Here is a 15,435-nt window from a genome sequence, read left to right as displayed (position 1 = left end):
AGTTTTTTTACATTAAGCTATGACAAAATCATGGACTAAAACGCAATCAAAAGAAAAATATATGGTAAGAGAACATTCATAAGTTTGTAAAAATTATATTAGACAAGATTTCACATAATCAACTGGTACATCCATTCTAATAGCAGTTTCTTCAATTGATAGATCACTATTTAAAAATCGTCTAACAACCATAATGATATTTTCTCCTACTTCAATAATATGCTTATCAGGGTCATAGAAACGAACAACACGCTGTCCCCAAGAATGTTCTATAATAGTATGTACATAGTTAATGTCTTCAATGTCATTTATCTTTTTAATAAAACCATCAAAATCATCTTCTTCAAAGTATAACTCTGCCGCATTTCCTCCAAAAATAATTTCACTATCCTGTTTGTGAATAAAAGCAGACCAAGTATCTTTTGTCTGTAATGCGACGCCACCTGTTAAAGTTACATTTGCACCAAAATCAACAATAACTTCTAACCCAAGCACTTCATAGTAAAATTTCTTTGCCTTTTCCATGTTTGTAACAACTATTAATGGATTTAAGAATTTCATTGCACGCCTCCTAACGAAGATTGTATAAACAATCCTTAATTCATTATTAATGACTATCGTTCTACTGTTTAATTATACTGTATATAAATCCAAACATCGAATATTTTACATACTGTTAACGGCCGCTGATAATTATAGTAATTTAAGTGTATAATTGTAATAAAGCTAATGGAAATTTTATAATGCTATGTAAAACTTCTTATAACATAAAATGCAAGAGATTACCTTTCAAGACTATTTTACATATTTTATTATAAGAGAGGGTAGTTATATGGAAATATTAGAGATGAAAATTTCAAACTATGAAGAGGTTTTTAAGTTATGGACTTCTACAGCAGGAATGGGAATGAGAAATTTAGATGATTCTAAAGAAGGAATTAGTAAATTTTTAAAAAGAAATCCTACAACTAATTTTATAGCTATGGATAATTGTAAAATGGTGGGAGTTATATTGTGTGGACATGATGGTAGAAGAGCATATATTTATCATACTGCAGTGGATGAGAAATATAGAGGTAAAGGTATTGGAAAAAAGCTAGTAGATAAAGTTATGGAGACTTTAAAGCAGGAAGGAATAAATAAAGCTGCATTAGTTGTATTTAGTAATAATGAAATTGGAAACGGATTTTGGAGTTCTACAGGATGGGAAAGAAGAGAGGATTTAAATTATTATAATTTAAGTCTCAATAATGAAAATTAAAACCATGATCCATTGTCTCTTTTTTTAATAACAACGAGGTGTAATTATGTTTTATAAACGTAACAGATTATTGTACGGCCTTATGATAATAATTGTAATCACTTTAGGATTATTATCAAGAAAAATGGCCTATGCAATACCAGAAATTTTAAATGCATATTTAGGGGATGCTCTATGGGCATTAATGATTTTTGTTGGGTTTGGGTTTATCTTTAGATATATGAAAACAAAGAAGATTGCATTAATGGCTATAGCTTTTTGCTATCTTATTGAAATAAGCCAATTGTATCATGCTCCTTGGATAGACAGCATAAGAAAAACTACTTTAGGAGGCTTAGTTTTAGGATATGGGTTTCTATGGAGCGATCTTATAGCTTATGCTATAGGCATTGCTGTAGGTGTGATTCTGGAAGTTATATATGAGATAATTAGAAATCAGTAAAATATATTTGGAGATGACTTATCAAAAGTTAAATTTAAGGAGATGATATCTATGACTGAAATTGGGAGAATGATAAGAGATGAAGCTTGATGAAGCAAGCATTGATGTTATAGCTACCGACATATTTGAAATTGAGGATTTAGAGGATTTGTTAAAATACTTTAAGTAATTCAATTTAAATGAGAGACAGTGTTGAGTTAAAGTATTCAACACTGTTTTTTCTAATTATCTTTTTTATTTTGTGATATTATTAAGTTAAGAATATGAGAAAATGGTAATATTAAGTACAAAATATAGGAAAACGCTATTTTGAGGAGGTAAATCAAAATGAATTTTGATGAAGAAGCAAAAAATTGGGATACTGATAAAAAGGTTAAAAGAGCAAAGGTAGTAGCACAGGAAATAATTAATTCCATTGAAATAGATAAAAACTATTCTGCCATGGAATTTGGCTGTGGAACCGGACTTGTGAGCTTTAATATATATGACAAATTTAAAAAAATCACCCTTATTGATTCTTCTAAAGGTATGATTGATGTTCTTAACTCAAAAATTAAAGAGCACAAGATACATAATATGATTGGAAAGCATTTAGATTTATGTAATGGAGATTCCATGGATGAAAGCTTTGATGTTATTTATAACTCCATGGCATTGCACCACATTGAGGATATTAAAGGGATAGTAAAAAAATTTTATGAACTGCTCAATTATGACGGATACTTGTGCATAGTGGATCTAAATGAAGAGGACGGTAGTTTTCATGGAGATCACCATGATTTTCATGGACATAATGGTTTTAAGCAAGAAAAATTAAAGAAAGTCTTAGAAGATGCTGGCTTTCGTAAGGTTGAATCTAAAACCTTCTACCAGGATATAAAAGTTGTAGAAGGCAATAATGTTAATTATTCGCTTTTCTTGATGGTAGCAAGAAAATAATGAGATTTTCATAGAGATTACCCTTATTCACCTTTGCATAGAAATAGTTTATTGTGTCTATCAAAAGTGGATAAGGGTGATAATATAAAGTTAATCATTATCATACTTAAATTTTTTTAAATAGCTATCAACAAATTGTTTATTTTCATGCCACCAATGCATTTGATAAGTTTCTACACTCTTAAATCCTAGTTTAATTGCTAAGTTTTTAGAGTTTTCATTTCCATTATCACAATCCCATATAGGTTTAATGTTATTACTTACACAATATTTTATAAACTCTGAACAGGTTATTAAAGCAAACCCTTGTCTTCTAAACTCATCTTTTGTTACAATATCTATTTCTGCAAATCCGTGCCTTACGTAATATGTATTGCAAACACTAACAAATTCATTATCTTTTAATATACAAAAACCAAAACCATTTGAAATAAAGTTGTTAGGAGTTTCCCATAAATTATTATACGATGAATCTATCTCTCTTACGTATTTTTCAAATAAAACAGAATCCATTTTTTTTAATTCAAATCCTTCGGGCATACTTTGGCTACACATTGAGGTTGATGATAGGTTTGAATAGTCCCATATAAATAATTGTCTACTCAATTTAGCAGCATTATCACTAAGTATCTCGTCCAACTTGGTAATCCAATCACGTGAAGAACTATAAATGTCAAAATAACAGCTATGATTTTTTCTATTATATAAAAAATCTGATATAAATTCATTAAAACTAGCATTGCTTGTCTTTCCAGCAACTAGATATTTCCCGCTTCTGCAAGTTATTAAACAACTTTTAGGATCTCTATGGTTATCTACATAAATTCTACCTGGTTGCTTTCCTTCTATTACTGCATATGCAAAAGTACAATGCACTTTTTCCTGATTTAATAACTGAGTAACATTATTATATTCACTGTTTTTTAATTCTCCCATAAAAGACATCCCCTTTTATTATTACGTACTTTTTAACAAGTATTCACTATTATTGTATCTCATGTAAAAATGCGATACCAATATTTTCTAATGGTTATTGCGGAAACTATAATTATAATATAACGTTATAGTTATTTTTTAGAAACAATGCCCGTATATTCATAAAATTAACATAAAATATAATGATTTACAAGGAATGTTTTTTATTTTGAAGTTTTAAATATACTTATTACCTTATAGGTTATTGAGTCTATGAAAAAGCAAGATGCATAGGTTCTAATAAACTTAATGTCACAAGTTTGTCTGCCAACATAAAGCCTTTCTTTTGTTTACAATAATAACCAATGCAGAGTATACTATAATTAGACGGATACTAGAGACTAGCTAAAATGTAATTTATTGGAGGAGGATCTATGAAGTTTAATAAAGGTTTATTAAGTATTTCATCCATATTAACTATTGCAACTATACTTTTTCTTCCATATTCATTTTCAGATGGTTTTCAATTTAAATTTGGTTATCCCTTTTCTTTTGCAACTCTATATAATCTACCTGAGCCCATAAAACCTAATGAAATTTTAATTTCAAGAATATATATCAATGGGCTGATGCTTGTACTAGATATATTAATAGTATATTTAACATTAAATTATCTAGTTGAGCTAGTTAAGAGAAGAAAGATAAAGACTAAATAGATCTCTTTATTTCAATTATACGTGAAGTGTTTATTAAAGAAAAAGCGTAAATCTACAAACTTCATCTGAAGCTAGAATCACTTGATAAAACTTTTTAAAATACTATTAGGATTATTGGGGGTAAAGAAAACTTATGAAGCTAAAAATATCAAATTACAATGAAATAAGAAATTGGATGTACAGAAATGCTAGGCCTATAGATTTGGCAAGATGGCAGTATCATTTTGAACAGGGGAGCAAAGAAAACATTTTTAAGGCGCTAGCTGTATACCAAAATGAGGATGGCGGGTTTGGTCATGCTTTAGAGGCAGACTGCTGGAATCCTAATTCATCTCCTATCCAAACTTGGAGAGCCTTGGAGATAATTTATGAAATTGATGGAGAAGCTAATAATCCTATTGTAAAGGGAATATTATCTTATCTAAAGAATGGCAAAGATTTTACCGGTAAATACTGGTTAGCTCAAATACCTTCCAATAATGATTATCCTCATGCCCCTTGGTGGACTTTTACTGATGAGGAAAAGGCTGTTTGGGGATACAATCCTACTGCAGCTTTAGCAGGGTTTATTTTGTTTTATGAAACAGAAGAAAGTGAAATGTATAATAAGGCTTTAAACTTAGCGACACAAGCCATAGATGTATATTTATCTAATTCTTTATGTGATAACATGCATGAGTTAAGCTGCTATCTGCGTTTAGCAGAATGCATTGAAAAGTATAACAGCAATATTGAAAATTACCAGGAGTTTATATCAAAGCTTAAGGAAAATGTTGAGCATATCATAGAAAAGGATATAGAAAATTGGAAAAACCAGTATTGTGCCACACCTTCTAGGTTTATTCAATCACCGGAAAGCCCTTATTATGAAAAGAATGCAAAGCTTGTAGATGCAGAGTTAGACATAATTATAGCATCCATAAATGAAGAGGGTGTTTGGAACATTCCTTGGAACTGGGGGATATATGAACATGAATTTGCTATTAGTGAAAACTGGTGGAAGGCAAATGCAGTGATAGATAATGTTAAGTTGTTAAAAAACTTTAATAGGATAGAAGAAATTTAATCAGTGTGAAATTTAATCTGTGTATAACAGAAAAAAGCTATTGGAGACTAAAATTAAACAAGTACTTAGTACTATTAGGAAGAAGCAATGGGAGGAAACAATAATGATAAAGCTTATAATTAATGCAGATGATTTTGGGTATAGCAGGGCAGTTAATTATGGGATTTTAGATGCTCATAAATTAGGGATTTTAACTTCTGCCACCTTGATGACCAATATGCCAGGAGCAGAGCATGCAGCAAAACTTGCTAAAGAAAATCCTTCTCTAGGGGTTGGAGTGCATTTAGTATTAACCTGTGGGAAGCCTTTATTAAAAGACCATAAAACCATAGTAAATGAAAAGGGTGATTTTAAGAAGGTTAATTTTTATAAAGATGATTTTCAAGTGGACTTAGAAGAAGTTTATAAGGAGTGGAAAGCTCAAATAGAAAGGTTTTTATCTTTAGGACTAGTTCCCACTCATTTAGATAGTCACCACCATATAAATTCCTTCGGTAACCTATATGAAGTGTTTTTAAAGCTGGCTAAAGAATACAACCTTCCTGTAAGAAATAATATAAAAAAACAGGTATATGATATTTCTAAAGACTTTAAATGCACAAATTTCTTCGCCGGAGAATTAAATAAAGAGATGGTGAATATTATATATATAGAAAAAAACTTTAAAGCTTATGAATCCGTTGAAATCATGTGTCATCCAGGATATTTAGATAATTTTCTACTAAACAGCTCTTCCTTCACTCACCTTAGATTAGTGGAGCTTGAGATGCTTATAGATAAAAAAGTAAATGAGGATATAAAATCTAGCGAAAATATAAAATTGGTATCCTATAGGGAGCTGTAATTTTATAAGTTCAATAAATTCATAATATAATCTTTATTGAGGAAGTTTGTCCATAATTTTAATGGTTCTCAAGAGGTATAGATGAAACAATTTATTATGGTTAGAAATTCATTGGGGTCAAAAGCTCTTAAGGAGGGATAAAATGAAAGCAGTAGTAATATACAAGTCAAAGACAGGCTTTACAAAGAAATATGCTGAGTGGATTGCAGAGGAACTGCATGGAGATATTTTTGATGTCTCAAAGGCTGATATAAATATGCTAGAGGATTATGACACCATAGTTTACGGAGGATCCCTATATGCCTCAGGTATCCTTGGAGTAAAATTCATATTGAAAAACCTAGACAAGCTTAAAGATAAAAAAATAGCAGTATTTGCCACTGGAGCATCACCTTCAAGAGAAGAACCCATAAATGAAGTAAGAGACAGAAACTTTACTAAAGAACAACAGGAACAGCTAGCTTTCTTTTACTTAAGGGGAGGCTTTGATTATACTAAACTTAATGTTTTTGATAAATTTTTAATGAGTTTATTAAAATGGCAATTAAAAAAGAAAAAGGAACTAACCCTTGACGATAGAGGAATGCTAGCAGCCTATGAAAATCCAATAGATTTTACAAGAAAGAAAAATATTGAAGAGTTAATAGCTTGGATAGCTAGAGAAAATAAGTAGATCATAGAAGTGTTAGCTATGAGCAGCATGTAGTAATAACCCATGTATGTGAAAATTCTAAAATAGCAAATAAATATTGGCTATGTTTCAATACAATGTTGAAGCATAGCCTAAAAAATTATAGGTGGAGTTATTCACCTATAGTGCTCAATATATGAAAAATACCATGTATATTAGTTCTTATTGTCTAATTAATTTCAATGTAAATTTATGAGGATATAATATTATTAATAACAAGTAAAACTTTTAATTTCTTTTAAATCAATGCCAAAATATATCCATCTTCCACCTTGATATCTCCATCCAGAAGCGGATGTTCTTCCTACATACACAAGATATGCCCAGAAGGATTGACCATTTTTCAACCAAATATAGGAAAACCTATTTACGCAAGGGCTTATAGCTCCAGGATCCACTGCTAGCAAGCTTGCCTCTGGTACATCTGATAACTGAGGAGTAAAGCTGGGTGGAGGTGCTTTTGGTGGCCCTTGTTGTTGCCTTTGAAATTCTTCTGTTCCTTGTGTGCAAAGGGTTCTAAATGGACATTGTGCAGCGTATGGACACCAAGGTATCATATCAGGATATGCATAATTTCTATAATTACTCATTAAGTAATCTCCTTAATTTTTAAGCTCTTTATCATAATATTTTTAATAAAGTGAATTGTTACATACCCTTAATATAAATTTAATTTATTCCATATAAATAGGGCACTGTTAACATATCCAGTGCCTATTCCCTAATAGTGTAGAGTTTAAAGGTATATCTGTCACTTCTAAAATAAAGTTTTGTATACTCAAAAACGGAGCCGCTATCTAAAGTGGCCCAAACATTTATATTTAGAATGGGAATGGGCTTTTTTAGTTCCAATAATTTTTTAGTTTCCTCATCTGGAAGGGTGGGAATAATTTCTTGAAAGTTTTCTTTTATTTTGTACCCTTTCTTCTCTATATAGTCATACTTTGATTTGGACATAACTTCGTAGGTCAAATCTGGAAAAAGTTTTACTGGAAGATAGGTTTCCTCTAAAACTAAAAGCTCATCGTCTGCATATCTTAACCTTCTTATAAAAAATACTTTTTCATTTTTATCAATTTTCAGTATACTTGCTATGTTTTCTTCTGGAGATATCACCATAAAATCAATAACCTTTGTAAATGGTTTTTTGTTTAGTTCTTTCATTTCTTCATAAAAACTCTGTAACTTATAGATATGATGCTCAATTTTGTTGGTTTTTACATAAGTACCACTTCCTTGAACCTTGTATAGGATATTCTCCTTTACTAATAAGTCTATAGCTTGTCGTACGGTTACTCTGCTAACATCAAACTTTTCTGCCAGCTTAGTTTCTGAAGGTATAGCTTCATCGTTATTAATATTTAGGTTTATAATCTCTTCTTTTATTTTATTTGCAATATTTTTATATAAGGGTGAACTTTTACTCATAGCTTGCCTCCTAAGGATGTTAATCAATCAATTGTAAAGGGAAAACAAATATATACAAATACAATATAGTTGTCTTAATAAATTATATCATGATTATATAATATATTTAATCTATTATTTATATATCATGAGACTTATATTAATTTAAACATTTACATGTTGACTACTTGTATAAATATGTATTATAATCGTATTATCTTAGTAATACAACTTTATACAACTTAAAGGAGGAGAACATGGATAAAAAAAGATTGGTAATTGTAGGAAGTGGCAGCACCTATACTATAGGCATGATAATGAGTTTAATAGAGGAAAAGAATAACTTTCCTTTAAAAAGTATAACTTTTTATGATATTGATGAAAGACGACAAGAAAAAAATGCTAAGGCTGCTGAAATAATTCTTAGAGAGCACTATCCTGAGTTAGAAGAATTTAAATACACTACTAATAAAGAAGAGGCCTACACGAACATAGATTTTGCCTTTATTCAAATTAGAACTGGCGGCCTTCCAATGAGAGTAAATGACGAGAGAATACCTCTTATGAACAATGTTGTGGGACAAGAAACTTGTGGCCCAGGAGGTATGGCATATGGCTTAAGGTCTATAAAAGATATGATTGAAATTGTTTGTGATATAAGAAGATATTCTAAGGATGCTTGGATTCTTAATTATACAAACCCAGCTGCCATAGTTGCTGAAGCTTTAAAAAGAGAATTTCCAGAAGATAAAAGATTATTAAACATCTGCGATATGCCAGCGGCCATAATGATAAGTTATGCAGGTATATTGGGTAAGGAAGTTTGGGACTTGGTTCCTGAATATTTTGGTCTTAATCATTTTGGATGGTTTACCAAAATTTATGATAAAGAAGGGAATGATCATACTGAAGAATTAAAAAGAAAGATAATAGAGGAAGGCTTTACTCCTCAAGATTCAGAAATATCAGAGGATCAATCTTGGATTAAAACCTTTGAACAAGCAAGAAAAATGCTTATTGACTATCCAGATTATCTTCCAAATACTTATTTGCAGTATTATTTATATCCTAAAGCCATAGTTAAAAAAGAGGATGCTAACAATGTAAGAGCAATGCAGGTTATAAATGGCCGTGAAAAACGTGTAATGGATTTATGCGACAAAATAATTGAAGCCGATTCTACTGGGGATATTCATTTAAAATCAGATATACATGGAGTATATATGGTAAGGGCGGCAGCTTCTTTAGCTTATAATAATGGAGATATTTATATAGTAATGGTAAAAAATAATGGAATAATATCAAACATTCCTGAGGAGGCTATGGTAGAAGTCCCTGCAATGCTTACTAAAAATGGTATAAAGCCTTTTGCTGTGGGAAAGATTCCTACTTTCTATAAAGGTTTAATAGAAAACCAGCTTGCTTATGAAATGCTAGTGGTAGATGCTTATTTCGAAAAGGATTATAAAAAACTAGTACAAGCATTGGCTTTAAATAGAACAGTAATTGATACTGAAGTTGCTAAAACTATATTAAATGAACTAATAGAAGCTAATAAAGGCTATTGGCCTGAATTATAAAAATATTAAAGAGAGGAGGAGAAGTGTGCTAAAGCTAATAATTAACGCAGATGATTTTGGCTATTCAAGAGCAGTAAATTATGGAATAATGGATGCCCACAAAATGGGTATCCTTACCTCCACTACCCTTATGACTAATATGCCAGGAGCAGAACATGCAGTAAAGCTTGCAAAAGAAAATGATACCCTTGGTGTAGGAGTACACCTGGTGTTAACCTGTGGAAGACCATTAATACAAGGTCATAAAACAATAATAAGTGAAAGTGGAGACTTTAAAAAGCTTAGTTTTTATGAGCAGGATTTTCAGGTGGATTTACAAGAAGTATATAAGGAGTGGAAGGCTCAAATAGAGAAGTTTTTATCCTTTGGATTAATTCCAACACATTTAGACAGTCATCATCATATAAATTCTTTTGGAAACATTTATAATGTGTTTTTAAAGCTTGCAAAGGAGTATAACCTTCCTATAAGAAATAATATTAAAAAAGAAGTGTATGACATCTCCAAAGAATTTAAATCTACTGATTTCTTTGGGGGTGAATTGAATGAAGCTATAGTAAACGTTATAAACCTAGAAAATAGCTTTAAAGACTATGAAACCGTTGAGATTATGTGTCATCCGGCTTATGTTGACCAGTTTCTTTTAAAGAGCTCTTCTTTTGTTTTTCCTAGGTTGGAAGAACTAGAAATACTTACAGACAAAAGAATAAATGAGGATATAAAAGGGAGTAAAAATATTAAATTAATATCTTATAGAGATTTATAATTGGGGGTATAGAAATGAAGGTAAAGAATTATTTACAAAAGCTTGGAAAATCTATGCTGCTACCTATAGTGGCAATGCCTATTGCTGGTATTTTAATTAGATTAACTGCAGCGGATATGCTTAATATTCCAATATTTCAGTCTGCAGGAGTTGTACTAAGCAATATGGATGCAATTTTAGCAGTGGCTATAGCCATAGGGTTATCTAAAACAAAAGATAGAGGTATACCTGCTTTAACTGGTTTTATTGCCATTTTAGTACTTAAAGAGGGTTTGAAAATAATAAACCCTGAGCTAAACATGAGTGTATTTGGAGGGCTTTTGGCCGGTATAATAGCTAGTGTAATTTATAATAAGTTTAAAGATACAAAATTACCAGATGCCTTTGCATTTTTTGGGGGAGAAAAGTTCCCAATTACTATGATTATTATTACTATGATTCCTGTAGCATATTTATCTTCTTTAGTATGGCCTTATGCTCAGGCGGGCATTGATGGATTTAGCCGTACTTTAATGGGCCTTGGAGCTTTAGGTATATTTATATTTGGATTCCTAAATCGTTTTTTACTACCTTTTGGATTACACCACGTTATTAACACATACATATATTTTGGACTAGGACAATATACCAATGCTAAGGGAGAAGTTATAACTGGAGAAATAACTAGATTTATGGCAGGGGATCCCACTGCTGGGGTGTTTATAGGCGGATTCTTTATTACTATGATGTTTGGTGTTCCAGCTATAGCCTTAGCAATTACTAAAGCTGCAGATGCAAAGAAAAAAACAGAAGTAAAAGCCTTAATGACCTCTGGAAGTATAACCTCCTTTGTTACAGGTATTACAGAACCTATAGAATTCACATTCTTATTTGCATCACCACTACTTTACTTCATACATTCCGTGTATACTGGACTAGCTGGTGCGACGCTTTATTTACTAGGCATACGTCACGGATTTTCTTGGGGTGCTGGAGTAATAGACTTTGTACTAAATCTAAAATTATCTACTAAAGGAATTTTAATTATACCAGTAGGTTTAGCCTTCTTTGCCCTTTACTATTTTACTTTTTACACATTGATAACTAAAAAGGATATTAAGTTACTGGGAAGAGATAGCAGTATAAGTGTTGAAGAAAATTCTTCTGATGAAGAAAATTTAAAATTATCCCACAGCAACTATGAATATATGTCAAAAAAGATATTAGAAAATATAGGGGGAAAAGATAACCTAATCAACTACGAAAACTGCATGACAAGATTAAGATTAGAAGTTAAGGATATGTCTCCAGTTAATGAAAATAAAATAAAACAAACTGGAGCTCATGGAGTAGTGAAGATAGACGATCACAACTTACAAATAGTAATTGGACCTAAAGTGGCCAACGTTATGAGAGAATTTAAAAAGCTTGTAGAATAAATGATAAAAAACTTATGTATTTATATAGGTGATTAATATTTATAATTGTACAACCTTCTTTTCACAAAGATAAAAACAAGTGGAAAAGAAGGTTTTTTTAATTTCTTTCTAAAAGTAAATTAATACCACAATATTAATCCATATAGTGGAAATATATGTACCTCTATTATATAATTAACATATAAGAATCAAGTGAAAAAGAAACCTCGAAATATATACTGGAATTATAAAGAGAGTTCTGCAGATATTAAGTGGAAAGATAATGTCACCGTTGTCATTAATGGACATGAACTCAATGTACTTCATGATACTTTTGATTTTAGAAGGAATAAATTATATAGAGGCAGTCATTAGAACGGATTATTTCCTATAAATTTGGAGGGCTATTATGTTAATACTTTTGTTTGTTATTGCCTTGATGATATTTTATATAGTATATAGCAGCATGAGCATTGGACATTATAAAAACTCCCCTATGAAAACAAAATTAATAACTTCGATTTTCATAAGCATAGCCTTAGGTGGAGGTTTGTTTTTAATATATAAGCTGATTATTTATGTTCAGGCATTGGGAAATACTAGACTGGCTAATTACATTCTTTATGGAGTTTTTGTACTTGCAGGGATAGCTTTAATATTTATAGATTATTCAAAAGCGGAGAATGCAAAAAGTTTAGTAGGACAAGTTGCTTTAACCCTTATTCTCACTATAGCCATGCTAGAAATAGTAGATAACATTATTAAATATATAACTTTGGAGAATAAAATTAGTATTTTTACCTTAGCCTTCATTTCATTTATTAACATTCATAAAAATGTATTGATTTATCAATCAAGAGTAAAGTCATCACTGAATTAAGATAAAAGCCATCATTTAAGGGCGTTATGGATAAGGGTATAGGATAAAAATTATGAAGGAGCGAAAGAAATTATGGGATTATTTAAATTAGGAGAGTCTGATGCTTATACTGTAACACATTTTTTATATTATGCAGGAATTCCAGTGATAGGTTATAAGGCAATACAGTTTGGTAAAGAGGTAAATTTGAAGAAAGCTGTAAGCAAGGGAATTCTGGCTGTACAGAATGGAAACATAGAGAGAATGATGAAGGGACCAACGGTATATGGTTCATCCATATTCTTAGCAATACTTTATCTAGTTATTGTATTGATAATATGGAAGCTTGTATGTGAGTTAATTTTGATTGCTTTCAAATATTTTGAAAGTAATACAAAAGAAAATTTAGAATAAGTTTGGACTTAAAAGAAAATTAGTAGAGCCATGTAGGAGGTATTATGGACAAAAAGAAGTTTGTTAAAGAATGGCTGCCATCAGTAATTATTGTTGTAGTAACGGTAATTATAAAGGTGGCAATCCTTGATGTGGTAACGGTAAAAGGGATTTCTATGGAGCCCACCTTAGTTGATAAGAATAAGCTTATAATAGAAAAAGTGAGCACTTATAGAAAGGATTTTAATAGAGGGGATATAGTTATAGTGAAGAATCCACAAAATGAAGACTTTTTGGTGAAAAGGCTAGTGGCACTGGAAGGTGAAACTATTGAATGCATTAACAATACTATTTATATAAACGATAAAAAACTTAATGAAGACTATTTAAAGAAAGATGTATACACCAGTGATATACCTAAAACTCAAGTGCCTAAAGGTTACATATATGTTTTAGGAGATAATCGCCCAAGAAGCAAAGATAGCAGAGAGCTAGGGGCCATAAAGTATAAAAGTATTATTGGTAAAGTTATATATATCAAATAATTTTTAATTAAGACTTTCTTATAAGAAATGTTTATGTAAAGTAAATGCGCAAAGTTAATAAATTAGTATACATTAAAGGATAATGATGGTACAAGCTTTGGGAATATTCTTAGATTGCTTGGAGGAAGTTATAGAAAGGAAAGATAAAGATGGAAAATTATATTATAGAAAAAAGTACAAAAGAAGAATATGAAATAGTGGATGATGGCATAGTGGAATATAACATGGGTAAGGTGCCTTTTACCCAAGAAAAGCCCTTCGTTTCCATTAATAGAATTATAAAAGACTCTCAAGGGAATGTTTTAGCAGGAGTCAATAGCTTAATGTATTGCTGGAACTGTCTCTATATAGATGTTTTATGGGTTAAAGAAGACTTTAGAAAACATGGGTATGGAACTATACTTTTAAATTTAATAGAGAAGATTGCCAAAGAAAAAGGCTGTAAGTTGATACATTTAGATACCTTCGATTTTCAAGCTAAGGACTTTTATATTAAGCATGGATATGAGATATTCGGAGTGCTAGATGATTGTCCAAGTGAACATAAAAGATATTATATGAAAAAAGCAATATAGCTCATTAGTATATTTAAGATTTACAAATGCCTAAATAAAAGATATTAGAAGAAGAATTTTCAGTATTCAATGAATTACTGGGATATTACAAACTATTAAACAAAGGAGATTGGCAGAATGGAGAAATCAACTAAGGATGGTAATAAAAATAGTAAGCTAGGAAAATTTTTATTTTGGATATTAGGATTTTCCTTCGCTGAATTATGGAGATATTTATTAAAAGGCACTTCTATTCCAGAGTTTTTCAAGTGGCTTTCAGGAATAGCCATAATAATTATTGCTGGAATAGTTATCACCAAAATAGAGAAGAAAAAGCAATCATAGAAAATTAGGATATAAAGATTCAGGCAGTTTCCTTATGCCTAATGAGCCTTTAGAAATAATTTTTACTAAGAGCATATAAAAAGTATTAGACTATAGGAGAGTTTTTAAATGAAACCTAAAAGATTAGTTACTATTTTCCTTGGAGTATCTATAATACTAAATATCTTTATGTTCTATGAATACAGAAAATATAAGCTAATTACAAAGGACAATGCACAGTATATGTTAAGCGCTATATTCATAAATGCAGATGAATTAGATATGGAATTGAAGAAGATTATTATGGATACCAATGAAGTGGATAATGATCAGCTAAACAGAATGCAGAAAAATTATGAGAATATTATTATTAACTCCTATAGCCTTAGAGATACCGCTATAAAGAGTGGTAGAAAAAATAATAAAAAAATCGGTAATTTTGGTGGATATTCTAAAAAGCAGTATGACTTAAATGATTTTATATCCAGCGTAAAAAAAGAAAATAATAGTTCTAAATTTGTGGTGAAAAAGGAAGACATAAACTCATTAATGAAGATAAGAAGCCATATAAATGACATTCAAAAAATTCGTGACAAATACACGTATACAAAAGATGATACAAGGCATATTAAATTTGATGAATGGGTTAAAATCACTAAAGAGTTAAGCATTTTAGGTAATTTAACTTGAATAAAATATGTTGAACAATTCAGTAAATTGATGTAGAATAATTAGT

General features: G+C 30.5%; 21 protein-coding genes. 17 read left to right on the top strand and 4 right to left on the bottom strand.

Translation table 11 applies throughout. From position 1 onward, the window contains the following. Positions 1–93: 93 nt before the first annotated feature. A complete protein-coding gene (locus BUA82_RS16720; protein ID WP_073010956.1) occupies positions 94–561 on the bottom strand; it encodes a VOC family protein in 468 nt (155 codons plus the stop codon). Between the two features lie 271 nt (positions 562–832). Here BUA82_RS16720 and BUA82_RS16715 point away from each other — a divergent pair, with 271 nt between their 5' ends. The 3 genes from BUA82_RS16715 (at position 833) to BUA82_RS16705 (ending at position 2,642) form a co-directional block, all read left to right on the top strand. Beyond that, positions 833–1,261, top strand: coding sequence for a GNAT family N-acetyltransferase (locus tag BUA82_RS16715; protein WP_073010953.1), 429 nt, complete (start codon positions 833–835; stop codon positions 1,259–1,261). Between the two features lie 46 nt (positions 1,262–1,307). Then, positions 1,308–1,703 (top strand): ribosomal maturation YjgA family protein, encoded by a 396-nt coding sequence (locus BUA82_RS16710; RefSeq protein WP_073010950.1) that lies wholly within the window; start codon positions 1,308–1,310, stop codon positions 1,701–1,703. A gap of 327 nt (positions 1,704–2,030) precedes the next feature. Continuing rightward, positions 2,031–2,642 (top strand): class I SAM-dependent methyltransferase, encoded by a 612-nt coding sequence (locus BUA82_RS16705; protein WP_073010947.1) that lies wholly within the window; start codon positions 2,031–2,033, stop codon positions 2,640–2,642. Positions 2,643–2,732: 90 nt separating this feature from the next. Here the strand turns inward: BUA82_RS16705 and BUA82_RS16700 are convergent, their stop codons facing one another. Further along, entirely contained in the window at positions 2,733–3,578 is an 846-nt protein-coding gene (locus BUA82_RS16700) for a GNAT family N-acetyltransferase (protein ID WP_073010944.1), read from the bottom strand. Between the two features lie 413 nt (positions 3,579–3,991). Here BUA82_RS16700 and BUA82_RS16695 point away from each other — a divergent pair, with 413 nt between their 5' ends. The 4 genes from BUA82_RS16695 (at position 3,992) to BUA82_RS16680 (ending at position 6,856) form a co-directional block, all read left to right on the top strand. After that, positions 3,992–4,273 (top strand): hypothetical protein, encoded by a 282-nt coding sequence (locus BUA82_RS16695; protein WP_073010941.1) that lies wholly within the window; start codon positions 3,992–3,994, stop codon positions 4,271–4,273. Positions 4,274–4,406: 133 nt separating this feature from the next. Next, a complete protein-coding gene (locus tag BUA82_RS16690) occupies positions 4,407–5,339 on the top strand; it encodes a hypothetical protein (protein ID WP_073010936.1) in 933 nt (310 codons plus the stop codon). Between the two features lie 103 nt (positions 5,340–5,442). Next, positions 5,443–6,183: a chitin disaccharide deacetylase gene (gene chbG / locus BUA82_RS16685; RefSeq protein WP_073010933.1), complete on the top strand. Its 741-nt coding sequence runs from the start codon at positions 5,443–5,445 to the stop codon at positions 6,181–6,183. 142 nt (positions 6,184–6,325) lie between these two features. Further along, positions 6,326–6,856: a flavodoxin domain-containing protein gene (locus BUA82_RS16680; RefSeq protein WP_073010930.1), complete on the top strand. Its 531-nt coding sequence runs from the start codon at positions 6,326–6,328 to the stop codon at positions 6,854–6,856. 227 nt (positions 6,857–7,083) lie between these two features. Here the strand turns inward: BUA82_RS16680 and BUA82_RS20800 are convergent, their stop codons facing one another. Together BUA82_RS20800 and BUA82_RS16670 are read right to left on the bottom strand one after the other, a co-directional pair. After that, a complete protein-coding gene (locus BUA82_RS20800; protein ID WP_073010927.1) occupies positions 7,084–7,464 on the bottom strand; it encodes a hypothetical protein in 381 nt (126 codons plus the stop codon). 124 nt (positions 7,465–7,588) lie between these two features. Continuing rightward, positions 7,589–8,302 carry a GntR family transcriptional regulator gene (locus BUA82_RS16670; RefSeq protein ID WP_073010924.1) on the bottom strand — a complete coding sequence of 238 codons (714 nt, stop codon included), beginning with the start codon at positions 8,300–8,302 and terminating at the stop codon, positions 7,589–7,591. Positions 8,303–8,538: 236 nt separating this feature from the next. On the opposite strand from BUA82_RS16670, the gene BUA82_RS16665 reads away from it, so the two are divergent. The 10 genes from BUA82_RS16665 (at position 8,539) to BUA82_RS16625 (ending at position 15,389) form a co-directional block, all read left to right on the top strand. Beyond that, on the top strand, positions 8,539–9,861 hold the full coding sequence (locus tag BUA82_RS16665; protein ID WP_073010922.1) for a 6-phospho-alpha-glucosidase: 1,323 nt from the start codon (positions 8,539–8,541) through the stop codon (positions 9,859–9,861). A 25-nt stretch (positions 9,862–9,886) separates the two neighbouring features. Continuing rightward, on the top strand, positions 9,887–10,627 hold the full coding sequence (gene chbG, locus BUA82_RS16660) for a chitin disaccharide deacetylase (protein ID WP_073010918.1): 741 nt from the start codon (positions 9,887–9,889) through the stop codon (positions 10,625–10,627). A 14-nt stretch (positions 10,628–10,641) separates the two neighbouring features. Beyond that, positions 10,642–12,045, top strand: a complete 1,404-nt coding sequence (locus BUA82_RS16655; protein WP_073010916.1) for a PTS transporter subunit EIIC — start codon at positions 10,642–10,644, stop codon at positions 12,043–12,045. 192 nt (positions 12,046–12,237) lie between these two features. Next, on the top strand, positions 12,238–12,399 hold the full coding sequence (locus BUA82_RS21260; protein ID WP_178140764.1) for a DUF5412 family protein: 162 nt from the start codon (positions 12,238–12,240) through the stop codon (positions 12,397–12,399). 34 nt (positions 12,400–12,433) lie between these two features. Continuing rightward, complete coding sequence (locus tag BUA82_RS16650; protein WP_073010913.1) at positions 12,434–12,904, top strand: hypothetical protein; 471 nt, start codon at positions 12,434–12,436, stop codon at positions 12,902–12,904. A gap of 72 nt (positions 12,905–12,976) precedes the next feature. Beyond that, entirely contained in the window at positions 12,977–13,297 is a 321-nt protein-coding gene (locus BUA82_RS16645) for a hypothetical protein (RefSeq protein ID WP_073010910.1), read from the top strand. Positions 13,298–13,341: 44 nt separating this feature from the next. Next, complete coding sequence (gene lepB, locus BUA82_RS16640; RefSeq protein WP_073010907.1) at positions 13,342–13,821, top strand: signal peptidase I; 480 nt, start codon at positions 13,342–13,344, stop codon at positions 13,819–13,821. Positions 13,822–13,970: 149 nt separating this feature from the next. After that, on the top strand, positions 13,971–14,396 hold the full coding sequence (locus tag BUA82_RS16635) for a GNAT family N-acetyltransferase (protein ID WP_073010902.1): 426 nt from the start codon (positions 13,971–13,973) through the stop codon (positions 14,394–14,396). 117 nt (positions 14,397–14,513) lie between these two features. After that, a complete protein-coding gene (locus tag BUA82_RS16630; RefSeq protein WP_073010900.1) occupies positions 14,514–14,720 on the top strand; it encodes a hypothetical protein in 207 nt (68 codons plus the stop codon). Positions 14,721–14,828: 108 nt separating this feature from the next. Further along, positions 14,829–15,389 carry a hypothetical protein gene (locus BUA82_RS16625; protein WP_073010897.1) on the top strand — a complete coding sequence of 187 codons (561 nt, stop codon included), beginning with the start codon at positions 14,829–14,831 and terminating at the stop codon, positions 15,387–15,389. The last annotated feature ends 46 nt before the right edge of the window (positions 15,390–15,435 follow it).

Origin of the sequence: Clostridium amylolyticum (assembly GCF_900142075.1) — a bacterium.
GTDB lineage: Bacteria > Bacillota > Clostridia > Clostridiales > Clostridiaceae > Clostridium_AA > Clostridium_AA amylolyticum.
The sequence above is the reverse complement of the archived record's forward strand: the minus strand, read 5'-3'. Positions and strand labels throughout refer to the sequence as shown.